Here is a 25643-nt window from a genome sequence, read left to right on the forward strand (position 1 = left end):
GTGAACCTGAAAGCGAGAAGCGCGATGAGAAAAACTGCCACATTTTTATCAGTGCTGGTTCTGATGGGCCTGTCAGGGCTCTTGTTGGCACAGACACCATCCCCGCTCACACCTTTCTCGGAAATGCAGTCCCTGAATGATGGCTGGGAGCCTCTGGAATTCCCCAAAATAGATCAGCTCAGCCTCTATGAACTGACAACCGAAGACGGTCAGCAGGTCGTGCGGGCGACCACGGACGGCGGTGCGTCGGGACTGATCGCACGGGTCACGCTGGAGCCAACCGATTCGCTGATTCTGCAATGGCGCTGGAAGGTCTCGAATGTCTTCGAAAACGGGGATGCCCGGGAAAAGTCCGGGGACGATTACCCGGCCAGAATCTATGTGGCGTTCGAGTTCCAGCCCGAGAAGGCGGGGTTTTTCGAGCGCGCCAAACGCAAGACCGTCGAGGTGTTATTCGGTGAGTCCCTGCCGGGCAATGCCCTCAACTACATCTGGGCCAATACTCTCCCGAAGGGCGAGATTGTGCCCAACCCGTACACCGAAAAAACCATGATGATTTCCGTTAATTCCGGATCAGAACAGGTCGGCGAATGGGTCACGGTGGAGCGGGATATCATGGCCGACTATCGGGAAGCGTTTGGCGAGGAACCACCACCGGTGGTGGGTATTGCCATCATGTCGGATTCGGACAACACCGGGGAGAAGGCCACAGCCTGGTATGGTGATATCCTTCTTAAACCCGGCTCCTGAGCCCTCAACACTACTAACGGTATTGCTCGGGAAATCCGGGGATCACAAAGCTCTCTCCAACCTCTCGTATCGGCGGTACTTCACCCTTTTCAGCCAAACGGATATAGGCATCATCGAACTCTTCCCGCAGTATCGCTGCCCGGGGGTTGGCCAGCGAGAACAGCCAGGTCAGATTCCTCAAACGGATCGCCGATTCACGGATTTTCTCGTCTTTGGGCATTGTCAGGGCTTCCAGAACCGGATCCCGATGGCCAAACAGGTAATGTCCGCGGCCAAGCTTGAGCATTTCCAGAGCAGCCCGATAGTTTGGGGCCTCGGTGACGTCAATCGAGCCTTCCGCCTCCAGCCAGTACAAGAGCCCTCCATAGGTGTACCCTCCTATCGTGATGACGGTCTTGCCCTGCAGTTGATCAAAATGTGTGAGTGGTTCGGTTCCCTCCAAATACCAGGCGCTGAGCTGGGTCGCGAGGGGAGTGACCCAGGTCTCGAGTACTTCACCGTTAAGCGCAGGAACGTTGGCGGAACCTGGCCATACGTCAATCCGACCGTTGCGCAGGTACAGGTATACCCGGCTGATGGGCAATAAGAGAAATTCCGGTTCGTAACCCGCCTCCAACGCGATCTTCCGGGTAAGCTCTATAAAACTGCCAGCAGCGCTGCCATCGCTGTCCTGGTACGTGATGGGAGGAAACTCCACATAGGCAATGCGAAGAGTCTTGTCTACGGATTCCGGCTCGGCAAGGGAGGCAGAAGTAAACAATAAACCTGCCAGCAATATCCAAAGCCGAACACCGATCAAATGCATGGCTTCAGACATTGAGGAACGATGAACTGGGCAGTTTCTGTGCATGGAATCCGTATTGTTGGAGTCTGTTTAGGCAAAGATTAACAGACCCGGACGAATCTGCACTGACACCGCGCGCAAAAATCCGAACAGAATGTCAAATATGGTTAATAACCATGTACAGGCCGACTCCGCCCATCACCAGCATATAGGGAAACGCCATCACCACCATCTTGCCGTATGACAAACGAACCAGCGGCGCAATGGCAGACGTCAGCAGGAACAGGAATGCGGCCTGGCCATTGGGAGTCGCCACACTGGGAAGGTTAGTGCCAGTGTTAATGGCAACCGCCAACTTCTGAAAGTGCTCATAGCTGATGGCTCCAGCGTCCAGAGCCTGCTTCACTTCGCTGATATAAACGGTGGCAACGAAAACGTTGTCACTGATCATTGAGAGCACACCATTGGCAAGGAAGAACATGCCTGGCTGGCTGGCTTCAGGAAGCGACAGCACGTAGTCAATGATCGGTTTGAACAGGTGCTGTTCGTGAATCACCGCAACCACCGCGAAGAAAACCACCAGCAGCGAGGTAAACGGCAGGGATTCCTGGAAGGCCTTACCAATCTGGTGCTCGTCGGTAACTCCGGTAAAGGAGGTAATCAGGATGATGACCAGCAGGCCAATCAGACCGACCTCGGCGAGATGGAAAGCCAGGCCCACCACCAGGATTGCAGCGGCAACAGCCTGTACCCAGAGCGCGGCCTGATCAGCCTTGGTACGCTTAATCCGCTCGTTCTCCGCAAATTCTTCCAGCACCTTACGCACAGGCTTGGGCAAGCGCCCGCCGTAGCCGAACCAACGCAGCTTCTCCAGGGCCCAGCAGGTAAATAATCCAGCCGCCAATACTGGCAAACTCACTGGCGCCATGTGCAGGAAGAAGCCGGCAAAATCCCAACCCACGACTTTGGCAATCAACAGATTCTGGGGCTCGCCCACCATGGTGGCAACGCCGCCCAACGCGGTACCGATAGCACCATGCATCAACAAGCTGCGCAGGAACGCCCGGAAATTTTCCAGATCTTCGCGGTGCAGCTCGATTACTTCGTCGTCGCTGCCGGCGTTGTGATCCTTGTGCTGGTAGCCCTTGCCGGAGGCCACCTTGTGGTAAACGGCGTAAAACCCTACCGCCACGCTGATAATAACCGCGGTAACCGTCAGGGCATCGAGGAAGGCCGAAAGCAGCGCCGCTGCGCTGCAGAACAGTAACGATAACGCCGACTTGGAACGCACGCCCACCAGAATCTGGGTGAACGTCACCAGCAGCAGTTCCTTCATGAAGTAGATGCCCGCCACCATGAACATCAGCAGCAGGATCACCGGGAAGTTGGTGAGCACTTCCAGATACACGGCATCCGGCGTGGTCAGGCCAATCAGCAGTGCCTCTACCGCCAGCAGGCCACCGGGCAGAAGCGGGTAACATTTCAGGGCCATGGCAAGGGTAAAAATAAACTCTGCAATCAGAAGCCAGCCGGCCGTTCCGGGCCCCAGCGTCCACATGACAATTGGGTTGGCGACAAGAAACAGCAGGATCACCTGCTTGTACCAGACGGGCGCCTTGCCAAGGAAATTGTGGGTAAAGCCGGAGATAACGGTATTGGGCATTACGGAAATCTTCTGAGAAAACGGGTTATTGGTATTATGTGCCAGCAGGCCCGCATCTTCCTTGATATTTGCGTACCGGGGTATAGGCCAAAGGTACAAAATGAAGACCGATTTTGGTCTTACTAACAAGCAAATGGGGAATGGGCGCTGATCAACACAGATATCTTCGTAGTATTACTTGATCAACAAAAATGTAGCGTGCGTATTTTAACCGATTTGCGTGGCTGTGAGGTCGCTTTGTGAAAAAAATACACAAATGTTCTGGGAGAAGGGCACTGATGGGGTCTATTGAGAAAATTTGTCGGAGCCGGCGCGTCCCTGCGCCGGGAGGATAATGTAATCAGAACCGGTAAGTAACCGAACCTGTGACTTCACGGCGGGTGCCGTAGGTGCCCGAGCTGTCGAAAGCCGTTGCCACGTATTTCTCGTCCAGCAGGTTCTGGGCATGCAGGCCTAGCGACACCTGGCCAATGTCGTAGGTAACAGCGGCATCTACAAGGGTTACATCCGGTACTTCCAGGGCGGAATTGGCCGCGTTGAATGCCGCGCCAAAACTCTCGCCGATGTAACGCACACCGGCGCCCAACCCCAGGCCCTGCAGCATGCCGCCCCGGAAGCTGTATTTTCCCCACAAGGCCGCTTCATGCTCCGGTGTGTATTCCAGCGGCTCGCCCTCTTCCACCGGGTTGCTGGCTTTGGTGATCTCGGCATCGGTATAGCTATAGCTGGCGATCACATCCAGCGCATGGAACAGACGGGTGCGGGCTTCCACCTCCAACCCTCGTGAGTTGGCCTCGCCTTTCTGCTCATTGGCAAAACTGGTTGGGTTGGTGGTCAAGTAGTCTTCCCGGGTCAGGTCGAACCAGGCCAGTGTCACCAGCGTGTCCGTATTGGGCTGGTACTTTACGCCCAGCTCATATTGGTGTGCGGTTTCGGGCTCGAACGGGTTGCCGGCCGCATCGGTACCTGTGGTGGGGAGAAACGACTCCATGTAGCTCACATAAGGGGCAAAGCCATTCGCGAACTGGTAACTGGCACCGGCACGACCAGTGAAGGCCTCGTCTTCCCGGCTAGCTGTGGCGCCGGTGAGATTATTGAGTGTCTCGGAACGGGCCACATCATACCGGCCGCCAAGGGAAACCGTCCAACGGTCTACCCGGATCTGATCCTGGAGGTAAATGCCGGTCTGTTTGAGTTGTCCGTCCTCGTCTTTAAACAATGGGGCATCAGGGACAGGCGCCCCATAGACAGGATCATAGATGTCCAGGTTACTTGCGGCCCCAAAGAACTGCCGGGATGACACATCGATATCCTGATGGTCGAGGCCGACCAAAACGGTATGTTCTGCCGAGCCCGTCTGGGCAGTCAACTGCAGCTGGTTATCCATGGCCAGTCCGTCAATGCGACCGAAACTGTCGAAGCGTGACCGGGTAATGGTTCTCTGATCCGCCAGCAAGCCGGTGGTGTAGATGGTCTGGTCGTCAACATCGTTACGGTAGTCCCGGACATTCTGACGCAGAACTATCTGGTCATTGATGCGGTGCTCAAACTCGTAACCAATGGCACTCTCGCGACGCTCATAGGCATCGTACCCTGGCTCGCCGGTAAACCGGTTGTCAGGAATCGGGCCATTCGGATTTGGCTCCAACGTGCCCTGCAACGGGTAACGTTGAGATGGCTGGGTATCGTCGTACTGCCAGTGCGCCAATACCGTCAGTCGGGTGGCGTCCGTGGGCTGCCAGGTCAGGCTGGGGGCCAGGTACTTTCGGTCGTCGTTGACGAAATCCACCTGGGTTTCGCTGTCGCGAACCAGGCCTACCAGGCGAACCGCGAGGGTATCACTGTCATTCACCGCCCCACTGATATCAAACTGACCCTGGACCAGATCGTTGGTACCAGCCTCAACGCGCACTTCTCTGCGTGTATCGAAAGTAGGACGTTTGGACACATAGTTCACCAACCCACCCGGACCGGCTTGTCCGTACAGAACGGAAGAAGGCCCCTTGAGCACATCAATGCGCTCGGCGCCATAGGGCTCCAGGCTGTAACCGGCGGCAAAGCCGGGGTTCGCCAGTTTCAGGTTGTCACGAAACAAGCCACTGGTGGCCACATCGAAGCCGCGTATTCTCAGAAACGTGGTGCGCGGCTCGAAACCAAAGGTCTCGCCTCGGGCGCCGGCTGTATAACGCAGAACTTCGCCCAGGTTGGCCGCGTTCTGGTCCTCGATCTGATCCGCTGTGACTGTGGAAATGGACTGGGGCGTTTCAACCACGCTGGTGGTTGTTTTCGTGCCGGTAACGGTCGCCTCTGCGGTGTAGCCATCACTCGGTGCGGTGCCGCTCGGTTCGGCGGCATCTGCCGATACTTCAATGGCATCCAGCTCGGTAATATTCGCTTCCTGCGCGTACAGTATCGGGCTTGCCAGAACCCCGGCTATGGCCACGGCCAGGCCGGACGGGAGTAAGTACTGGCGATTATCACGTAACGAATTCATTGATCAGCTCCAAACAACGCGCTTTACAAGTTTAATTGTAATGCGAATTATTGTTGTTTAGATCCGAGCTTTGGTATTCCAGAAGCCAAAAAACCTATGCGTAATGCTATTTCTTGTGATTGGCCGCCCGTTGTCGGGGAGAAAAGCCGAACTCTCGGCGAAACGCCGTCGAAAAATTGGTCGCGTGGGTGTAACCCACCCTGTTCGCGCTCTGTTCAACACTGAAGCCTTGCTCCAGATAATGCTTTGCCAACCGAAGTCGGCATTTTCTGAGATAGTCGAACACCGGCACTCCGTACATCGCCCGGAATTTCGCTCGCAGGCCGCTTGGGCTCATGGCAGCCATCTGTGCGAGGTCCTTTAGGGTGTGGTCATGGTCCGGGGTGAACTCCAGATGCTGCCTTACGAGCTCAAGTCGCTGACGTTGCTGGACCGGAACCACCGGAACATCCGGGGATTCATGCTCTTCGCCTACCAGACCCAGTCCGGCAAGCTGCAGTGCTAGGCCCTCCAAAACCAGGTTTTTTTGGGCGACGGTCATCGTGAGGCGTGCATGGGTCCGCAGCAACTCCTCGAACGGGTGGGGCACACTCCATTGGCGCAGGGGAACCCGGGGAAGAATAGTCAGGTCTTGTAAGCTGGAGGAGACGTGGCCCAATGTTGCGCCGCGTGGGTCGAAAGCGAGTGCCACAATTTGCAGATGCTCTTGCTCAGGCTGGTGCGCCCGTAACGGATAGTCCGGGTGCAGCTGCATGCTGACAGCATTACCCGGTGACAAAACGTGTTCGTCCGACCCGAGGGTAAGCTCAACGGTGCCATCCAGAACGACCAGCACAAGCAACGGCGCATGACCAGAAGGGACTGATTCATACGCCTGGAGTACCTGAAGCGAAGAAAACGTAAACCGAAAACCCGATGCCAGGCTGTACTCGGCAATGTCACCCCGGGCAACGATACGGTCATCACTTCCGGTGTCGCCCTGGATGGCCGGAAACCGAAATTCTATGTCGTAAAGCTGCCCGAAACGTTCGAAATCTGCCTGACTGAATGTGTGCAACCTGCCCACTCCACGCCTATCCAACCTGTTCTGCTAACTATGCCTCTGTTGTCCGGTTACGAGGTCAATGGAGCGTCCGTATCATAGTTGCCCGTTTTGGTGGAACGAAAGGTAAGGAAGGCCAGTTCAGGTAGTCAGCAAAAAAGTCTGCGTGCCGTGAAGGATCTATAAGCACAGAAACGCAGTCGTGGATATCACAGCAACCGTCGATGGGGGCGGCATAGTCCGGGTGCTGAAGGCTCTCCAGTGCCCGGAGAATCACCGCGTCCATACCGGCCCGCTCACCGCGATCGGAAAGGGCCCGGGAGACCAGTATGGCTGAGAGAGTCAGTTCGATGTGCATGCAGGATTCATCCCGCAGCCCGTGCAGGCAAGCAAGATCGAAGGCGCTGCCAGCCAGAGAGATAACATCCCGCCACTGCCCCTGCTCACTGCAGTCGTGGGCATTCTCCATCCAGAACAGCCAGAGGTCTTTGCGTTCTTCCAGCGGCAGGTCCGCGAACTGTTGGCGGTGATTGGGACACAGAAATTCCATCACGTTCTCCTTGTTTATTCACGATAATGATAATAATTATCATTATCGTGAAATACAAGAAAACGTTTATTCTGTGATCAAGGCCTTGCTGGCCTGCGCGGCTACTCTACAGTGACACTCTTGGCCAGGTTCCGCGGCTGGTCCACATCGGTACCCTTCAACACGGCCACATGGTAGGACAGCAACTGCAGTGGCACCGTGTACACGATCGGCGCGGTAATCGGATGCACGGACGGAATCTGCATCACGTGCAGGCCGTCTTCCGCTTTGACGTCGGCCTTTTTATCGGCGAAGACAAACAGCTCACCACCGCGGGCCCGGACCTCTTCCAGGTTGGATTTCAGCTTCTCAACCAGGTCGTTGTTGGGCGCTACAGTGACAACCGGCATTTCGCTGTCGACCAGGGCCAGGGGGCCGTGCTTGAGCTCGCCGGCAGGATAGGCCTCGGCGTGGATGTAGGAGATTTCCTTGAGCTTGAGGGCACCTTCAAGAGCCACCGGGAACTGGGAACCGCGGCCCAGGAACAGGCTGTGGTTCTTATCCATGAATGCCTTGGACATCTCGGCGATCTCGCCATCCAGGGCCAGCACATCGCTGACCTGGCCAGGCACGAGGTGGAGGGCCTCGACGATTTCAGCTTCCTGCTCCTCGGGCAGCCCATTATGACGGGCCAGAGCCAGGGTAAAGATCAGCAATGCCGTGAGCTGGGTGGTGAATGCCTTGGTGGAGGCCACGCCGATTTCCGGTCCCGCCTGGGTCATGATCACCAGGTCGGATTCGCGAACCAGGGAGCTGCCCGGCACGTTACAGATGGCCAATGCTGCCCGGAAACCTGCTTTTTTCGCCTGACGCAGGGCCGCCAGGGTATCGGCGGTTTCGCCGGACTGGGAAATACAGAGGAACAGGGTGTCCTGCTGGATCACGTGTTTGCGATAGCGGAATTCGGAAGCCACCTCGACGGAACAGGCGACGCCCGCCAGCTCCTCAATCCAGTAACGGGCCACCATACCGGCATGGTAACTGGTGCCACAGGCAATGATCTGGACATGACGAACGTTTTCGAGGAGGTTCGCAGCCTCGGTCCCGAGGGCTTGTTCCAGTACCCGGGTCCTGGTGACCCGGCCTTCCATGGTCGCCTTGATCACCTTCGGCTGCTCGTAGATTTCCTTGAGCATGAAGTGGCGGTACTCGCCCTTGTCGGCGGAATCAGCGCCATGCTCGAAGCGTGTTACTTCCCGCTCGACGGCCTTGCCATCGCGGTCGAGAATGGCAATGGCGTCCTTTCGGATATCGGCGATATCGCCTTCTTCCAGGAACATGAACCGGTCGGTCACTGGCAGCAGCGCCAGCTGGTCAGACGCGATGAAGTTTTCGCCAATACCCACACCAATGACCAGGGGGCTGCCCTCACGGCATACCACCAGGTGCTCCGGTTCGTCGGCGTGTACCACCGCCAGGGCATAGGCTCCGCGCAAACGGGCGATCGCCGAACGCACGGAATCATGGAGATTACCCAGTGTGCGGTAGTGTTTCTCAATCAGGTGCGCGACGACTTCGGTATCGGTCTGGGACGTAAACTCGAAACCGTCAGCCCGCAATTCCTCACGCAGCTCCTGATAGTTTTCGATGATCCCGTTGTGGACAATAGCCAGCCGGTCGCCAGACATGTGCGGATGGGCGTTGATCTGAGAGGGCTCGCCGTGGGTTGCCCAGCGGGTATGGGCAATGCCCATGTGGCCTGACAGCGGATTGGCGTCCATGGCGTCCGCCAGGGCCGCAACCTTGCCCACTTCACGAGCACGCTGGACACTGTGATCGCCGCCGATTACGGCCATACCGGCCGAATCGTATCCCCGGTATTCCAGACGGCGCAGACCCTCAAGAAGGATACCCTGAACGTCCCTTTCCGAAACCGCGCCTACAATTCCACACATGCTGTTCTACCTGTCTGTTGATCGTTTGTATCAGTGTTTCTTCGGCTTTTCCCAACCGGCGATATTGCGCTGCCGACCCCGTGCGACAGCCAGTTCGTGGTCGGCTACATCACGGGTGATGGTGGACCCTGCACCGATGGTGGCTTCCGGTGCGATAGTCACCGGCGCGACTAACGAACAGTTAGAGCCCACGAAAACGCCATTCCCAATAACTGTCTGGTACTTATTTGCACCATCATAATTGCAGGTAATGGTTCCTGCACCCACGTTTACCCTTGCACCCAGGGTGGCATCGCCAACATAACTCAGGTGGCTAATTTTACTACCTTCGCCAACCACGGCTTTTTTAAGCTCAACGAAGTTTCCTACCTTTGTATTGGCGGCAAGCTCGTTGCCGGGTCGAAAACGCGCATAGGGGCCTATCTGGCCATTCTCCCCGATTTTTGAACTCTCGATCACACTGTATGCCTTGATCTCGGTTCCGTCACCCACTTCCGTGTCCCTGATAACACAGCCTGGACCAATCCGAACATTGTTGCCGATCTTCACATTGCCTTCGAAAACCGCATTAATGTCGATGAAAACGTCGGTACCGACTTCCAGGTTGCCGCGCACATCCACCCTGTCCGGGTCGGCAAGCGAGGCGCCGGCCAGCATCAAACGTTCGGCCTGGTGACGTTGAAACCAACGCTCTAACTCGGCGAGCTGTACACGGTTATTCACGCCCTGAACCTCGAACAAGTCTTGCGGCTGGTTGACGGCTACATCAATTTTTTCTCCCGCGGCCATGGCGATGATGTCTGTCAGATAGTACTCGCCCTGTGCGTTTTCATTTGAAAGCTGGGGGATCCAGGTTTTCAGGTGGGAAGCCATGACAGCCAGAATTCCTGTGTTTACCTCCCTGATCGCCTTCTGTTCGATGCTTGCGTCTTTATGCTCGACGATAGAGGTGACTCTGCCACGGTCATCGCGAACAATGCGTCCGTATCCTGTTGGGTCGTCCATGGTAACGGTCAACAAGCCAAGACTATTCACGGCAACATGACTCACCAAAGTGGCAAGAGTCGGTTTCTGAATCAGGGGTACATCTCCGTAGAGGACGAGAACTCTGGCATCTTCCGGGAGGTGTTCCAAAACCTGAGCAACCGCGTGTCCGGTTCCGAGACGCTCCTTTTGTTCAACCCAATGGATGCCATCATCCTCGATACGTTCTTGCACCTGGGTCGCACCATGACCGATCACGGTGTGAATCTTGTCTGCGCCCAGCTGGTGTGCGGTGTCGATCACGTGTTGCAACAGCGGTCTTCCCGCAAGGGTGTGAAGTACCTTCGGCAACGACGATTTCATGCGAGAACCCTGGCCGGCGGCCAGAATGACAACGTGTAGCGGGCTCATAAAGGATCAGGCTCCCTGTGGTTTGATCTCTATCGTCAGTAAACAAAAAAAGCCGCACCCCTTGGGGCCGGAGGCACAACGCTTTGCGTTGGTCTTCCAGCCGCTCAGGATGCGGCTTCGGTGTTCGGCAAACCCGAAACGGAAATGCTTAGCGCATTTTGTTACGCAGCTGCTGAATGGTACGAAGCTGGGCAACAGCTTCGGCCAACTCTGCAGCGGCACGGGAGTACTCGAATTCACCGGTCTTATTGGCAAGTGCTTTCTCGGCTTCTTTCTGCGCTTCGAGCGCGGCAGCTTCGTCCACATCCTTTGCACGAACCGCAGTATCCGCCAACAAGGTAACCAGATTGGGCTGAATCTCCAGATATCCGCCAGACACGTAAAGAATTTCTTCTTCACCGCCTTGCTTGATAATCCGAATAGGGCCCGGCTTCAGCTGGGTCAGCAGGGGAGTGTGACCCGGGGCAATACCCAGGTCACCTTCAGAGCCCGCTGCGATCAGCATTTCAACCAATCCGGAATAGATCTTTGTTTCGGCACTTACCACATCACAATGCACGGTCATACCCATGTCAGTTGCCTCTTTGATCGATCCGGAAAGAAGTGCTCAGCCACAAATTACTTCTTGGCCTTGCTCTTCATTTCCTTCGCTTTCTCGACCGCTTCCTCAATGGTACCAACCATGTAGAACGCCTGCTCGGGCAATTCGTCATAGTCACCATTCAGGATGCCCTTAAAGCTGCTGATGGTTTCCTTGAGGGAAACGTACTTACCGGGGGAACCGGTGAATACTTCAGCAACGTGGAACGGCTGGGACAGAAAACGCTCGATCTTACGGGCACGGGCTACAGTCAGTTTGTCTTCTTCTGACAGTTCGTCCATGCCCAGGATGGCGATGATGTCTTTCAGTTCCTTGTAGCGCTGCAGGTTGGTCTGCACGCCACGGGCCACTTCGTAATGCTCCTGACCGATAACCAGCGGATCCAGCTGACGGGAGGTGGAATCTAGCGGATCGATCGCCGGGTAGATACCCTTGGAAGCGATATCACGGCTCAGAACCACGGTCGCATCCAGGTGCGAGAAGGTGGTCGCTGGCGACGGGTCAGTCAAGTCATCCGCCGGTACGTAGACCGCCTGGATGGACGTGATGGAACCGTTCTTGGTGGAGGTAATACGCTCCTGAAGCTCACCCATCTCCTGGGCCAGAGTCGGCTGGTAACCTACTGCAGACGGCATACGGCCGAGCAGTGCGGATACTTCTGTACCGGCTAGGGTGTAACGATAGATGTTGTCCACGAACAACAGTACGTCACGGCCTTCGTCCCGGAATTTCTCAGCCATGGTGAGACCGGTCAGGGCCACACGCAGACGGTTTCCGGGAGGCTCGTTCATCTGACCGTAAACCATCGCTACTTTGTCGAGGACGTTGGAGTCCTTCATTTCATAGTAGAAGTCGTTACCTTCACGAGTCCGCTCACCAACACCCGCGAATACGGAGAGACCGGAGTGCTCTTTCGCGATGTTGTTGATCAGCTCCATCATGTTGACGGTTTTACCAACACCGGCACCACCGAACAAACCAACCTTACCACCCTTGGCGAACGGGCAGATCAGGTCGATAACCTTGATGCCTGTTTCCAGCAGGTCCGCAGACGCTGCCTGGTCGGCATAGCCCGGGGCCTTACGGTGAATCGCCCAACGCTCTTCTTCGCCGATATCGCCGGCTTCGTCGATGGGTCGACCCAGAACGTCCATGATACGGCCCAGAGTCTGGGTGCCGACCGGTACCGAAATCGGCTTGCCGGTGTTTTCTGCTTTCAGGCCTCGCTTCAGGCCTTCGGTGCTGCCCATGGCGATGGTACGAACAATGCCGTCACCCAGCTGCTGCTGGACTTCCAGAGTTGTTTCGCCACCTTCAAGCAGCAGTGCGTCATATACTTTGGGTACGGAGTCACGTGGGAATTCCACGTCGATAACCGCGCCAATGATCTGAACGATTTGTCCGCTACTCATGCTCGGTTCCTCGTTATCTTGATAGTCAATAAAACCAGTTGGATTGTGGGCGGGATCAGACCGAAGCCGCGCCGCTCACAATCTCCGATATCTCTTGGGTAATGGCTGCCTGACGCGCCTTGTTATAAGCCAACTGAAGTTCGTCGATAATGCCACCGGCGTTATCAGTTGCGCTCTTCATGGCGATCATCCGGGCTGCCTGTTCACATGCCAGATTTTCTACCACACCCTGGTACACCTGGGATTCAATAAAACGTGGCAGAAGGCCATCGAGGATCTGCCTGGCATCGGGCTCGTAGAGATAATCCCACTGGTTCTTGATCTCTTCTTCGTCTTCGCTCTCAGGCAGGGGCAACAATTGCTCCACCTTCGGGCTTTGGGTCATGGTGTTGACGAACTCGTTGTTTACCACGTAAAGGCGATCAATCTTGCCTTCCGAGAACGCATCCAGCATAACCTTGACGTTGCCGATGAGTTTTTCAGAGCTCGGGCTGTCCCCCAGATGGGTCAACGCCGCGACGACATTGCCGCCGTAGCTCCGGAAAAAGGAAGCCCCTTTCTGCCCGATGGCGCACAGATCGGTTTCCACTCCTTTTTCTTTCCACGCTTTCATTTCACGGACAAGCGTTTTGAACAGGTTGATGTTCAGACCACCGCAGAGGCCACGATCAGTTGACACCACGATATAGCCCACGCGCTTAACCTCGCGCTCGACCATGAACGGGTGCTTGTACTGAGCATTCGCCTTGGCAATGTGCCCGATCACCTGACGCATCTTGTCGGCATACGGGCGTGTCGCCTGCATGCGTTCCTGAGCCTTACGCATCTTACTCGCAGCTACCATTTCCATGGCGCTGGTGATCTTCTGCGTGCTCTTGATGCTTGAAATCTGGTTACGTATTTCTTTGCCGACGGCCATAACTCACTGCCTTCTCAAGTTAGACACTCATTGCTACGAAAAGCGGCCCGCGACACATGCCGCAGGCCCGTTTTCTTACCAGCTCTGAGTGGTCTTGAATTTCTCAAGTGCAGCTTTGAGGCCGGCAGCGATTTCGTCGTTGTAATCGCCTTTCTCGTTGATCTTGTCGAGGAGGTCTTTCTGCTCGGAGCGCATCCAGTCGAGCATCTGCGCTTCAAACTTCACTACCTTGTCGACATCAACGTCGTCCAGGAAGCCTTCGTTGGCTGCGAACAGAACCGTACCCATTTCAGCCACAGACATCGGGCTGTACTGGTTCTGTTTCATGAGTTCCGTTACACGCTGACCGTGCTCAAGCTGCTGACGGGTTGCTTCGTCGAGATCGGAAGCAAACTGTGCGAAAGCGGCCAGTTCACGATACTGGGCCAGAGCCAGACGAATGTTACCGCCAAGCTTCTTCATGATCTTGGTCTGGGCGGAACCACCTACCCGGGATACAGAGATACCGGCGTTCATTGCCGGACGAATACCGGAGTTGAACAGGTTGGTTTCCAGGAAGATCTGACCGTCGGTAATGGAGATTACGTTAGTCGGTACGAACGCTGAAACGTCACCAGCCTGGGTTTCGATGATCGGCAGAGCGGTCAGGGAACCGGTCTTGCCTTTCACTTCACCGTTGGTCAGCTGCTCAACATAATCAGCGTTAACACGAGACGCACGCTCCAGCAGACGGGAGTGCAGGTAGAATACGTCACCCGGGTATGCTTCGCGGCCCGGCGGACGACGCAGCAACAGGGAGATCTGGCGGTAAGCCACGGCCTGCTTGGACAGATCATCATAGATGATCAGGGCGTCTTCACCACGGTCACGGAAGTATTCACCCATGGAGGTACCGGAGTACGGAGCCAGGAACTGCATCGCTGCAGGATCGGCGGCACCGGCGGCAACCACGATGGTGTGGTCCATGGCACCGTGCTCTTCCAGCTTGCGCACAACGGCGGCAATGGAAGACTGCTTCTGACCGACGGCAACGTAGATGCACTTGATGCCGGTGTCTTTCTGGTTAATGATCGCGTCGATGGCGACAGCGGTCTTACCGATCTGGCGGTCACCGATGATCAGCTCACGCTGGCCGCGACCGATCGGCACCATGGTGTCGATCGCCTTCAGACCAGTCTGAACTGGCTCATCAACGGACTGACGTGCGATAACTCCCGGTGCAACCTTCTCGACCGGAGAGGTCAGATCGGTACCGAGGTCACCCTTGCCGTCAATGGGGTTACCCAGACCATCGACAACACGGCCCATCAGTTCCGGACCAACCGGCACTTCCAGGATCCGACCGGTACAACGAACTTTCTGGCCTTCCGCCAGATCTTCGTAGTCGCCCAGCACAACGGCACCAACAGAATCACGCTCAAGGTTCAGCGCAATACCGAATGTACCGTTGGCAAATTCAATCATCTCACCGTACATAACGTCGGCAAGACCGTGGATCAGCACGATACCGTCGGATACCGACAGGATCGTACCTTCGTTCTTTGCTTCGGAAGAGATGTCGAGTTTCTCGATTCTCTTCTTGATGATGTCACTGATCTCGGATGGATTCAGTTGCTGCATGCCAATATCCTCAAACCTTGTGCTGAAATCAGGAGCCCAGAGCGTCGGCCAGCTTGGTCAGCTTTCCGCGTACAGATGCGTCAATGACCATATCGCCGGTGCGAATAATCACACCACCAATAAGAGACTTGTCCAATGACGCTGCGAGTGACACTTGCCGCTCGAGTTTCTTCGAAAGTGCCTGGGCGAGCTTCTGTTGCTGTTCGTCCGTCAGCTCGAAAGCCGCGGTGACTTCGATATCAACAGTGCGCTCCAGATCAGCCCGGTACGTGTTGAAGAGCGCTGCAATCTCAGGAAGAAGAGTCAGCCGGCGGTTTTCAGCCAGTACAGCGAAAAAGTTGCGGACCTGATCGGTGACGCCATCTTCGGCGACCTCCAGAATCAGTTCAGCCTTCTTCTGCTCTTCCAGACCCGGATTCGCGAGAAGCTGTCGAATGTCTTTGTTCGCGGTGACCTGCCCGGCGATTGTCAGCACCTGGGACCACTCAGCCAGCTGTTTATGCTCCTGAGCGGCACTAAATGCTGCCTTTGCGTAGGGACGGGCCAGCGTTCTCAGTTCTGCCATGATGAACCTCGTCGTTTAAAGTTCTGCCGCCAATTTTTCCAACATCTCGTTGTGCTTGGAGGCATCGACAGAGGTTTCCAGGATCTTCTCGGCACCGGCAACGGCAATGCTGGCAATTTCTGCACGCAAAGCGTCACGAGCCTGATTCCGCTCCTGTTCAATTTCGGCCTTGGCCTGCTCAATCAGCTTCTGGCCTTCCTTGCGGGCGTCATCTTTGGATGCTTCCACAATCTGGGCCGCACGCTTGTTGGCCTGTTCAATCAGACCAGCAGCTTGCTGCTTGGCTTCACGCAGTTCCTGAGCTGACTTTTCCTGAGCCAGTTCCAGATCGCGCGCAGCGCGGTCTGAGGCAGCCAGTCCGTCAGCGATCTTCTTTTGACGCTCCTGCAGTGCGGCCATGATTGGCGGCCACACGTACTTCATGCAGAAGACGACAAAGATAAAGAACGCGATGGCTTGACCAATCATCGTCAAATTAATGTTCACGTCTTCACCTCTCGCCTGTTTTGTTAAGAATCATCTGACCGGGGCAAAACCCCGGCTCTGGCGACTCGATTAACCGGCGATCTGGCCGACAAACGGGTTGGCGAAAGTGAAGAACAGTGCGATACCAACACCGATCATGGTTACGGCGTCCAGCAGACCTGCGACGATGAACATTTTAACCTGCAGCATCGGGGTCATTTCCGGCTGACGCGCAGCGCCTTCCAGGAACTTGCCACCGAGGATACCAAAGCCAATCGCAGTACCCAGGGCACCCAGGCCAATCAGCAGTGCAACGGCAATAGCGGTCATTCCAACTACAGTTTCCATGATAACTCCCAGTTTTCAGTTAGGTTTTTCAGTTTAAGGGTTTAGGGTTTAGAACTACGGCTTAATGGTGTCCGATCAGTGACTGTCTTCGTGAGCCATGCTCAGGTACACGATCGTCAACATCATAAAGATGAATGCCTGCAGGGTGATAACCAGAATGTGGAAAATCGCCCAGGGTACAGACAGTGCCCACTGTGCCCAGAACGGCAGCAGTGCAATCAGGATGAAGATCAGTTCGCCGGCGTAAAGGTTACCGAACAGACGCAGAGCCAGTGAGATCGGCTTGGCGATCAGGCTCACGCCCTCGAGAAGGAAGTTGACCGGCACCAGCAGAATCTTCAGGAACAAATTGTCGGAAGAGAAGGGATGCAGGGTAAGCTCACCCATGAAGCCACCGATACCCTTGACCTTCAGGCTGTAGAAGATAATCAGGGCGAATACGGACAGTGACATGCCCAGAGTCACGTTCACGTCTGTGGTCGGAACCACCTTCATGTACTCCAGACCCATCAGGTGGAACAACTGCGGCAGGAAATCAACCGGCACCAGGTCCATCAGGTTCATCAGGAAGATCCAGCAGAAGATGGTCAGGGCAAGAGGCGCGATGACCTTGTTCTTGCCGTGAAAGGTTTCTTTCACGCTCTGATCGACGAATTCCACCATCACTTCAACAAAGTTTTGCAGCCCGCCAGGTTGGCCAGACGTGGCCCGCTTGGCAGCCAGGCGGAACAGAAACAGGAAAATCACACCCAGAGCAACGGACCAACCAAGGGAATCAACATGCAGTGCCATGAACCCCATGTCGGATGCTTCTGTAGCGTTGTGCGCCATGGTCCACTGTGTTTCCTGCAGTATCGTGCCATCGGCACGCTCGTAACCCGCAGGCAACTTGCCATACGTCAGGTTCTGGAGGTGATGCTGGATATATTCGGATGCACTTCCTGCCATAACGGTTTCCCAGGTCCAGTTAGCTTTGCTGCGTATTGCTGCCCGCCAGAAGCGGTGTCAACCAGTTGGTGACCAGCATGATCGCAAATGTTAAAAAAAGTGCCGCAATATCAAGCGGCTGAATCCATTTGAATACCATCGTGAAGAGGATGGCACACAGGATGAGCTTGCCGGCCTCACCCTGATAAAAAGACGTCATAATCTTCTTGGCAGACCGCGCGCCGGCGTAGCGGAATGCCTTGAGCGCAAAATAACCGTGGGGGATCAGAAAGATAAGTCCACCCAGAAGCGCTGAATAACCCGAAACCTCGCCTCGCAAGAGAAACGCCAGGCTGACGAAGACAAGTACCACACTCTCTATAACAAACCATCGTGCGATGGGTGGACGGCCAATACCGCCTGAAGCTGCCTTCGTCATGTTCGTTCCGGAAGTACGGTGCTTTTCGGTCGATGTCGTTTAAAAAGTAAGCAAATACACCGACACGAGCGCCGCAGATTATATGTGTTCAATGTGCACGAATCAACAAAACCGGGAACCGGCTGATCGGTCAAAAGCGGCGGAATAACTGGGTTTTGGCAATTTTCGTCACAAATAGACGGCCGTTCAGTTTTTCACCACTACATGTTGTGTACGTAACCAGATACGAACTTTCGTAGGGGGGTCGGAAGACCCACAAAAGCCCAACGATTTTATTTGATATGGCCCAGGATGCCGTCGAGTTCGTCGAGGGAACTGTACTCGATCACCAGCTTGCCTTTGCCGCGCTGCCCGTGATCAATCGACACTCGCGCTCCCAATCGCTCAGCCAGATCGTCCTGCAGCGCCCGGATGTTGGGGTCTACCACTCCCTTTTTCCGGGATTTGCTGTCCGGTGTTTCCTGTTGAACCCGGCGTACCAGGGCTTCAGTCTGGCGAACCGACAGGGATTTGGCCACCACCTGTTTGGCCACCTGCATCTGCAGTTCTGGCGCCAGGGTCAGCATCGCCCGGCCGTGGCCCATTTCCAGATCGCCATGCTCGAGCATGATACGAACGTCTTCAGACAAACCGATCAGTCGTAGCAGGTTGGTAATGGTGGTGCGGGATTTGCCAACGGCTTCGGCCACCTGGGCCTGGGTCAGGCCAAATTCGTCTTGCAGGCGCTGGAGAGCGAAGGCTTCTTCAATGGGATTGAGGTTCTCGCGTTGAATGTTCTCGATCAGCGCCATGGCAATGGCGGCTTCATCGGGGACATCCCGGATGATGGCAGGGATGCTGTCCAGGCCGGCCATCTGGGTGGCACGCCAGCGGCGCTCACCGGCGATCAGCTCGTACCGACCTTCAGCGATGGGACGAATCACTACCGGCTGCATTACACCCTGTTGGCGAATGGAATCCGCCAGTTCCTGAAGGGCGGCAGGGTCCATATCACGCCGGGGCTGGAACCGACCACGCTGGATCAGATCAATGGGAACTTCGCGGAGCTCACCGTCGTGGTCTTTCAGCTCCTGGTCAAGATTGACCTTGGAGCCCGCCAGCAGGGCGCCCAGTCCACGTTCACCCAAACCTCGTTTCTTCGCCGCCATGGTGTCAGTCATTCTTCCCGTTGAATATCGTTGTGCTTAAGTGAGTGACAGGGCGGTATGTTACACCGCAACCGGCGCGGATGTCTTTTTCGAACCGTGGCGACGTACCATTTCGCCGGCCAGGGCCAGGTAGGCGATGGCACCCTTGGAGGCGCGGTCATATTTCAGGGCCGGAACCCCATAGCTGGGGGCCTCGGCCAGACGGACGTTGCGGGGAATCACTGCACGATACACCTTGTCGCCAAAGTACTCGCTCAGCTGGCCGGAAACGTCCAGGGTAAGGCTGTTGCGAGGGTCGTACATGGTGCGCAGAATGCCTTCCACCTGCAGATTCGGGTTGACCGTTTCCTGGATCTGCTCAACGGTGTTCATCAGCGCCGCCAATCCTTCCAGTGCATAGTATTCGCATTGCATGGGAATCAGCACCGAATCCGCCGCCGAGAGGGCATTGACTGTCAAGAGGCTGAGTGATGGCGGGCAATCTATGAGGATGTAATCGTAGTTGTCACGAACGGTGTTCAGCGCCAGGCGCAGGCGGTGTTCGCGGCCAATCTCGTTCATCAGTTCCACTTCGGCGGCCGTCAGGTCACCGTTGGCCGGAAGGATATCGAACCCGGAAGCCTCCGCGGGGATAATCACCTCGGCGGCACTGGCACGTTTGGTCAGCATGTCGTAGCCGGACAGTTCCAGGGCATTTTTATCCACACCGCTGCCCATGGTGGCGTTGCCCTGGGGATCCATGTCCACCAGCAACACCCGGCGCTTGGTGGCGGCCAGGGAGGCAGCAAGGTTGACGCAGGTGGTGGTTTTGCCCACACCGCCTTTCTGATTGGTCACTGCAATCACGCGCGCCATGTCCTGGCTCCTTGTTTATGGGTTAGCGGTTCTGAAATTGGACTGCCAAACTACCGGGCATTCACCGTCCGGCCGATCACCAGAAGATGGCGGTCGCCATCGGCGCCCGGTACGTCCAGGGGGTGGCTGGATGTTACCTGCCAGCCAGCCGGAAGGGCAGACACTTCATCATCCGGAAACTGACCTTTCATGGCAAGGAACTCACCCCCATTTGCCAACAGATCGCCGCACCAGCTCACCAGATTCTCGAGCGCAGTAAAGGCGCGGCTGCTGATCTGGGTAAAAGGTTCCTGAGGATTGCATTCTTCCGCCCGCCCGTGAACAACCTCGACATTATCCAGGCCGAGCTCCAACACACACTGGTTGAGAAATCGGGTTTTCTTGCCGTTACTGTCGAGCAGGGTAAAGCGTTTTTCGGGCAGGGCGATCGCCAGGGGAATACCCGGCAGACCGCCGCCAGCACCCACATCCAACAGATGGTCCGCAGTGACCCAGGGCAGAATGCTCAGGCTGTCGAGCAGCTGCCGGGACACCATCTCCCGTTCATCACGAACCGCCGTGAGATTGTACGCCCGGTTCCATTTGTTGAGCAGGCCCAGGAAAGCCAACAGCTTTTCCTGCCGATCCTCATCCAGGGACAGGCCCATTGTGGCCAGTCCGTCCCGGAGCTGGCCGTGCCAGAGTGACTTGGTCATGGGCGAAGATCAGGCCGACTGTTTGCGCAGCAGATCGCGCTTCTTCAGATGTACCAGAATCTGGCTCACCGCCGCCGGAGTCACGCCCTGAATGCGTGAGGCCTGGGCCACTGTTTCCGGCCGTACGGTCTTGAGCTTCTGCTTGATCTCGTTGGACAGGCCGCCGATCACATCGTAATCCAGATCCACCGGCAGGGCGGTGTTTTCATTTTTTCGCAGCCGCTCGATTTCGTCGGTCTGACGAGAAATGTAGCCCTCGTACTTGATCTCGATTTCCACCTGGTCCGCGACCACGGGATCATCGGCCTGCTCGGCACCAATCTCGGCGATGTGGTTGTAGACAATCTCGGGGCGACGCAGCAGTTCCGCCAGGGACTGATCCCGGGTCATCGGCTGTTTGAGAAATCCGTTGGCCCGCTCACCGGCCTCGGTGTTCGGGTGAATCCGGGTAGCCTCCAGGCGGCTGCGCTCGGTGGCGATCGCCTCACGCTTGTCATTGAACTTGTGCCAGCGCTCGTCATTCACCAGACCGAGCTTACGACCGGTTTCGGTCAGGCGCAGGTCGGCGTTGTCCTCGCGCAGGATCAGGCGGTACTCGGCGCGGCTGGTAAACATACGGTAGGGCTCGGACGTGCCCATGGTGATCAGGTCATCCACCAGAACACCCAGGTAAGCCTCATCGCGGCGCGGGTACCACTCGTCTTTTTCCTGGGACCGCAGGGCAGCGTTGATTCCCGCCAGCAGGCCCTGGGCGCCCGCTTCTTCATAACCGGTGGTGCCGTTGATCTGGCCAGCGAAATACAGGCCCTGGATGAACTTGGTTTCCAGGGTATGGCGCAGGTCCTGGGGATTCAGGTAATCGTACTCGATGGCGTAACCCGGCCGGGTGATATGGGCATTTTCAAAGCCGGGAATCGAACGCACCGCCGCCAACTGGATATCGAACGGCAGGCTGGTGGAAATGCCGTTTGGGTAGAGCTCGTTGGTGGTGAGTCCTTCCGGTTCTACAAAGATCTGATGGGAATCCTTGTCGGCAAACCGGTTCACCTTGTCCTCGATAGACGGGCAATAGCGGGGACCCACGCCTTCAATACTGCCGGCAAACATCGGCGAACGGTCGAAACCGCTGCGGATAATATCGTGGGTCTGTTCGGTGGTTCGGGTCACATAGCAGCACACCTGTTCCGGGTGCTGGCTACGGCTGCCGATAAACGACATCACCGGCGTGGGGTCATCACCCCACTGCTCCTGCATCACCGAGAAATTCACAGACCGGGCATCAATCCGTGGCGGCGTACCGGTTTTCAGACGACCAACGTTGAAGGGCAGTTCCCGCAGACGCTGGGCCAGTGCATTGGCCGGTGCATCACCGGCACGGCCACCGGCATGGTGTTGCATACCGATGTGGATAACACCGCCGAGGAAGGTACCGGTGGTGAGCACCACGGTCCTGGCGTTGAAGCGGATACCGGTCTGGGTCACGACACCGGTCACCTGGTCGTTTTCGACAATCAGGTCGTCCGCCGCCTGCTGGAACAAGGTCAGGTTCGGCTGGCTCTCCAGGGTATGGCGGATGGCCGCCTTGTAGAGAACGCGATCAGCCTGGGCACGGGTGGCGCGTACAGCCGGACCCTTGCGGCTGTTCAGTACCCGGAACTGGATACCCGCCTTGTCGGTGGCTTCAGCCATGGCGCCACCGAGGGCATCAATTTCTTTCACCAGATGGCTTTTGCCAATGCCGCCAATGGCCGGGTTACAGGACATCTGGCCCAGAGTCTCAATGTTGTGGGTCAGCAGCAGGGTTTGGGAACCCATGCGTGCAGCCGCCAGCGCGGCCTCGGTACCGGCATGGCCACCACCAATGACAATGACATCGAAACGGGTCGGAAAATCCACAGCTCACCTCGGAAATCGGGGGATAAAATCGGGCGGCGAGTATAACGCTTCACCCGGGAAATTGCAGTCAGGATGTGCAAATTTTAACCAGAGACGTACCACGTTGAAAGCAGCAGGGACCTGATTGGGACTCAAAGGGGACTTTTCAGCACGCTAAATGGATAGTGGAAAACCGAAACCCACAGCTTTTCATGGGTTTGGATCACTCTTCTCATAAAAGTTTTCAAGAAAGTTATCCACATGCAAGACTACTTATTAATCACCCTAAAAAAACACCTAAGTTGTTGATTTATAATATTTCGTAGAAAGTCATCCAGAGGCTTTCCGTAGGTTGTCCAACTAATTATCCACAACAGTTCCGGCTGTTTTACGTCGAAGTCGCCAGACCACCAACAACACCACTCCGTTCAGGAGCGAGAGCAGCAGGAAAAACCCCGGAATGCTGATCTCCAACACACCGAGCACCACGATTCCGGCCAAGGCACTCACCACCATGAACAACGCATTAATGACATTCAGCGCAGCAATGATACGGGCACGTTTGGTCCGTGGCGTTTCGTGCTGAATAAAGGCGTACAGGGGCACGATGAAAAGACCACCGCAAATCCCGATGCCTACCAGATCCATCAACACCCTCAGGTAGACAGGATCGGTCAACAGGGTCCACCAGGTGGAGGCCACCGGGTCGTCCGGAACGGCAAAATACAGATCAATCCCGAACAGACTCAGCCCCAAGGCACCCCAGGGTACGGGCGACAGGGTAATCCGGTGCTTGGTGAGCCGCTCACACATCATGGAGCCGATGGAAATGCCAATCGTGAACATGGCCAGCAACAGGGTTACCACCGTCTCGTCACCGAGGAGATTGGTGCGGGCAAAATTGGGGAACTGGGTCAGGTAGGCTGCGCCAAGAAACCAGAACCAGGAGATGGTCAGCACCGCCAGCAATACCTGCCGACGCTCAGCCGCCAGAGCCATCAGCCTCCAGGTTTCAAGCACCGGGCGAAACCGGACATTAACACCAGAACCATCGGATTCAGTCAGCGGGACCTGGCGCGCCGCCAGATAGCCGAACACCGCCATGACGACAACGGCAACCGCCGTCAGCCGGGCCGCCGTCTCAAAGCCCATTAACAGCCCCGCGACAATAGTGCCCAGCAGTATGGCCACAAAGGTGCCCATACCAACCAGGCCGTTGCCGCCCACCAGCTCATCGTCCGCCAACACCTGGGGCAGGATCGCGTATTTCACCGGACCGAAGAACGTGGACTGGGTACCCATCAGGAACAGCAGAACCAGCAACAACTCGTACCAGCCGAACCAGAGTCCGAGTGCGGCAGCGACCATGATGACAATTTCCGCCAGCTTCACATTCCGGATGATCCGGGATTTTTCATAGCGATCCGCCATCTCGCCGGCGATACCGGAAAACAGGAAAAACGGCAGTATGAAGAGGAAAGCGGCCAGGTTAACCACCACATTTACCGACAGTCCCATCAAGCCGCCGGCACTGTAGGTGATCAGTAGAAGCAAGGCGTTCTTGAACAGATTGTCGTTGAAGGCGCCGGAGAACTGGGTCAGATAAAACGGCAGGAACCGGCGTTGGCCAAGCAAACGGAACTGACTTTTTGATGGCATCAGGAAATCCTGTTTTGGTGCGTTGCCGGCATTGCTACCGAAAATCTGCCCGGATCCGGTGCAATAGCGTAGAAAGCGGCAATCATGTTCATTTATTTGACGGGGTTAAGCATAGTTAAACGCTTTATTTTTGGCCGTCTGGTACGCAATTCGCTTGGTCTCCTTGTTCAGACACTTTTTCATCGGGCCAGGATGGCTGGATTATTGGCACTATAAAGGTCCCTGACAATGAGCAGCGTAGTCCGACTTCCCCGGCGCATCTATCGCGGAGCCCAAATAACCCGGGCTCCCAAGATCATCGACGACTATGATTTCAGTTCTGTTTACCAGCCGATCCTGAGCCCGACCCATCGCAAACTGGTTGGCTACGAGGCATTGGTCCGGGTCAGGAAGAACAACGAAAGCATCTCTCCGTTCAAACTTTTCGAGCAAGCGGAGGAAAATAACCAGACGCCGGAGCTGGACAGACATCTCTTGCAGCTTCACCTGGACAACTTTGCGGCCAGCTCCCAGGCCGTCTGGCTGTTCCTGAATATCAATCCCGGTACCTGCATCCATCCTGAAGCTTCCCTGGAGAAGCTTGCTCTGCAATGCAAGCGTAGCGGAATAGATCCCGAGAAGGTGGTTCTGGAACTGGTAGAAACCGCATCCGACAACCCGGCCGCACTTCTGGAATTCATCCTCAAGGCCAAAGCACACGGCTTTCAGATCGCTATCGACGATTTCGGTATGGGCGATTCCAATTTTGAGCGCCTGTGGCGCATCAATCCGCTCATTGTGAAACTCGACCGAAGCCTATTGGTAAACGCCGAGAACAACAGTCGCGCCCGAATGCTGCTGGAAAGTCTGGTAAAGATGATCCGCGAAAGCGGCAGTCTCGTGCTTCTGGAAGGGATCGAGAACCACACCCAGGCTCACATTGCCCTGCAAACGGAGGCCGATCTTCTGCAGGGTTTCCTGTTCGCAAGGCCATCCAACCTGAAACAACACGAGCCGGAACTGACCGAACAGGCGTTAAAACGCATCATTGCCGATTCCAGCGAGTCGTCAGCTCAGGACATACGGGATCAGGAGAGTTATTTCCGCCTTCTGCGTTTCGAAATTCTCGAAGCCTGCCATTCCCTGAGCCGGGAGCTGCCGTTCAGCACCGCGTGCAACAAGCTGTTGGAAGTGGATGGTGTGAAACGCTGTTTCCTGCTCAATCCACAGGGCATCCAGCAAGGCAACCTTGCCCGCGCCAATCCGGACATTCATCGCGGAAAGTTCAATCCGCTGTATCATTCCGCCGGCGCCCAATGGACCCACAGGGAGTACTTCCGGAATGCTCTGGAACGGCCCCAGCACATCAGCAGCTGCCGGCCCTATGTCGGTCTGCCGGATGCCAAACGAACCGTCACCCTCTCGACAATGCTGCCGGGGCAACAGGTCTTCTGTGTCGACATACACCCGGATGAGATGTTTGGCGGCCAGCTGGAGTTCCCGGCCACCCTGTAATCATCCGGT

Annotated in this window: 23 protein-coding genes; 2 read left to right on the plus strand and 21 right to left on the minus strand. The window is 56.1% G+C overall.

The features are described from left to right. Positions 1 to 63: 63 nt before the first annotated feature. On the plus strand, positions 64 to 750 hold the full coding sequence (locus J3362_RS12015; protein WP_349520939.1) for a DUF3047 domain-containing protein: 687 nt from the start codon (positions 64 to 66) through the stop codon (positions 748 to 750). Positions 751 to 763: 13 nt separating this feature from the next. Here J3362_RS12015 and J3362_RS12020 read toward each other — a convergent pair whose 3' ends face one another. The 21 genes from J3362_RS12020 to J3362_RS12120 form a co-directional block, all read right to left on the minus strand. Continuing rightward, positions 764 to 1510, minus strand: a complete 747-nt coding sequence (locus J3362_RS12020) for a substrate-binding periplasmic protein (protein WP_349519974.1) — start codon at positions 1508 to 1510, stop codon at positions 764 to 766. Positions 1511 to 1691: 181 nt separating this feature from the next. Further along, positions 1692 to 3197: a sodium/proton antiporter NhaB gene (gene nhaB / locus J3362_RS12025; RefSeq protein WP_349519976.1), complete on the minus strand. Its 1506-nt coding sequence runs from the start codon at positions 3195 to 3197 to the stop codon at positions 1692 to 1694. Positions 3198 to 3537: 340 nt separating this feature from the next. After that, positions 3538 to 5691, minus strand: coding sequence for a TonB-dependent siderophore receptor (locus J3362_RS12030; protein WP_349519978.1), 2154 nt, complete (start codon positions 5689 to 5691; stop codon positions 3538 to 3540). A 106-nt stretch (positions 5692 to 5797) separates the two neighbouring features. Continuing rightward, positions 5798 to 6757: a helix-turn-helix transcriptional regulator gene (locus J3362_RS12035; RefSeq protein ID WP_349519980.1), complete on the minus strand. Its 960-nt coding sequence runs from the start codon at positions 6755 to 6757 to the stop codon at positions 5798 to 5800. 55 nt (positions 6758 to 6812) lie between these two features. Then, positions 6813 to 7283 (minus strand): hypothetical protein, encoded by a 471-nt coding sequence (locus J3362_RS12040; protein ID WP_349519982.1) that lies wholly within the window; start codon positions 7281 to 7283, stop codon positions 6813 to 6815. A 101-nt stretch (positions 7284 to 7384) separates the two neighbouring features. Further along, on the minus strand, positions 7385 to 9217 hold the full coding sequence (gene glmS, locus J3362_RS12045) for a glutamine--fructose-6-phosphate transaminase (isomerizing) (RefSeq protein ID WP_349519983.1): 1833 nt from the start codon (positions 9215 to 9217) through the stop codon (positions 7385 to 7387). A gap of 30 nt (positions 9218 to 9247) precedes the next feature. After that, positions 9248 to 10612, minus strand: a complete 1365-nt coding sequence (glmU, locus tag J3362_RS12050) for a bifunctional UDP-N-acetylglucosamine diphosphorylase/glucosamine-1-phosphate N-acetyltransferase GlmU (protein ID WP_349519984.1) — start codon at positions 10610 to 10612, stop codon at positions 9248 to 9250. Between the two features lie 148 nt (positions 10613 to 10760). Further along, entirely contained in the window at positions 10761 to 11183 is a 423-nt protein-coding gene (locus J3362_RS12055) for a F0F1 ATP synthase subunit epsilon (protein ID WP_349519986.1), read from the minus strand. 47 nt (positions 11184 to 11230) lie between these two features. After that, the gene (gene atpD, locus J3362_RS12060) at positions 11231 to 12625 is read right to left on the minus strand and encodes a F0F1 ATP synthase subunit beta (protein ID WP_349519988.1); all 1395 of its coding nucleotides are present in this window, start codon (positions 12623 to 12625) and stop codon (positions 11231 to 11233) included. A 55-nt stretch (positions 12626 to 12680) separates the two neighbouring features. Beyond that, positions 12681 to 13544: a F0F1 ATP synthase subunit gamma gene (gene atpG, locus J3362_RS12065; RefSeq protein ID WP_104321065.1), complete on the minus strand. Its 864-nt coding sequence runs from the start codon at positions 13542 to 13544 to the stop codon at positions 12681 to 12683. Between the two features lie 75 nt (positions 13545 to 13619). Continuing rightward, on the minus strand, positions 13620 to 15164 hold the full coding sequence (gene atpA, locus J3362_RS12070; RefSeq protein ID WP_349519990.1) for a F0F1 ATP synthase subunit alpha: 1545 nt from the start codon (positions 15162 to 15164) through the stop codon (positions 13620 to 13622). Between the two features lie 28 nt (positions 15165 to 15192). Continuing rightward, positions 15193 to 15729 (minus strand): F0F1 ATP synthase subunit delta, encoded by a 537-nt coding sequence (locus tag J3362_RS12075; protein ID WP_349519992.1) that lies wholly within the window; start codon positions 15727 to 15729, stop codon positions 15193 to 15195. 15 nt (positions 15730 to 15744) lie between these two features. Next, a complete protein-coding gene (locus J3362_RS12080; protein ID WP_008172587.1) occupies positions 15745 to 16215 on the minus strand; it encodes a F0F1 ATP synthase subunit B in 471 nt (156 codons plus the stop codon). 69 nt (positions 16216 to 16284) lie between these two features. Further along, entirely contained in the window at positions 16285 to 16542 is a 258-nt protein-coding gene (gene atpE, locus J3362_RS12085; RefSeq protein ID WP_012138088.1) for a F0F1 ATP synthase subunit C, read from the minus strand. Positions 16543 to 16617: 75 nt separating this feature from the next. Then, a complete protein-coding gene (gene atpB, locus J3362_RS12090; RefSeq protein ID WP_349519993.1) occupies positions 16618 to 17490 on the minus strand; it encodes a F0F1 ATP synthase subunit A in 873 nt (290 codons plus the stop codon). A gap of 19 nt (positions 17491 to 17509) precedes the next feature. Continuing rightward, positions 17510 to 17908: a F0F1 ATP synthase subunit I gene (locus J3362_RS12095; protein WP_008172578.1), complete on the minus strand. Its 399-nt coding sequence runs from the start codon at positions 17906 to 17908 to the stop codon at positions 17510 to 17512. Positions 17909 to 18180: 272 nt separating this feature from the next. After that, positions 18181 to 19056 (minus strand): ParB/RepB/Spo0J family partition protein, encoded by an 876-nt coding sequence (locus J3362_RS12100; RefSeq protein WP_349519995.1) that lies wholly within the window; start codon positions 19054 to 19056, stop codon positions 18181 to 18183. Between the two features lie 60 nt (positions 19057 to 19116). After that, a complete protein-coding gene (locus tag J3362_RS12105; protein WP_008172572.1) occupies positions 19117 to 19911 on the minus strand; it encodes a ParA family protein in 795 nt (264 codons plus the stop codon). Positions 19912 to 19961: 50 nt separating this feature from the next. After that, positions 19962 to 20606: a 16S rRNA (guanine(527)-N(7))-methyltransferase RsmG gene (gene rsmG, locus J3362_RS12110; RefSeq protein ID WP_349519998.1), complete on the minus strand. Its 645-nt coding sequence runs from the start codon at positions 20604 to 20606 to the stop codon at positions 19962 to 19964. A 9-nt stretch (positions 20607 to 20615) separates the two neighbouring features. After that, complete coding sequence (gene mnmG / locus J3362_RS12115; RefSeq protein WP_349519999.1) at positions 20616 to 22502, minus strand: tRNA uridine-5-carboxymethylaminomethyl(34) synthesis enzyme MnmG; 1887 nt, start codon at positions 22500 to 22502, stop codon at positions 20616 to 20618. 339 nt (positions 22503 to 22841) lie between these two features. Then, positions 22842 to 24140 (minus strand): MFS transporter, encoded by a 1299-nt coding sequence (locus J3362_RS12120; RefSeq protein ID WP_349520001.1) that lies wholly within the window; start codon positions 24138 to 24140, stop codon positions 22842 to 22844. Between the two features lie 228 nt (positions 24141 to 24368). Between J3362_RS12120 and J3362_RS12125 the strand changes: the two genes are divergently transcribed. Next, positions 24369 to 25634, plus strand: coding sequence for an EAL domain-containing protein (locus J3362_RS12125; RefSeq protein ID WP_349520002.1), 1266 nt, complete (start codon positions 24369 to 24371; stop codon positions 25632 to 25634). Positions 25635 to 25643: the final 9 nt, after the last annotated feature.

This window comes from Marinobacter sp. NFXS11 (genome assembly GCF_040148675.1).
GTDB lineage: Bacteria > Pseudomonadota > Gammaproteobacteria > Pseudomonadales > Oleiphilaceae > Marinobacter.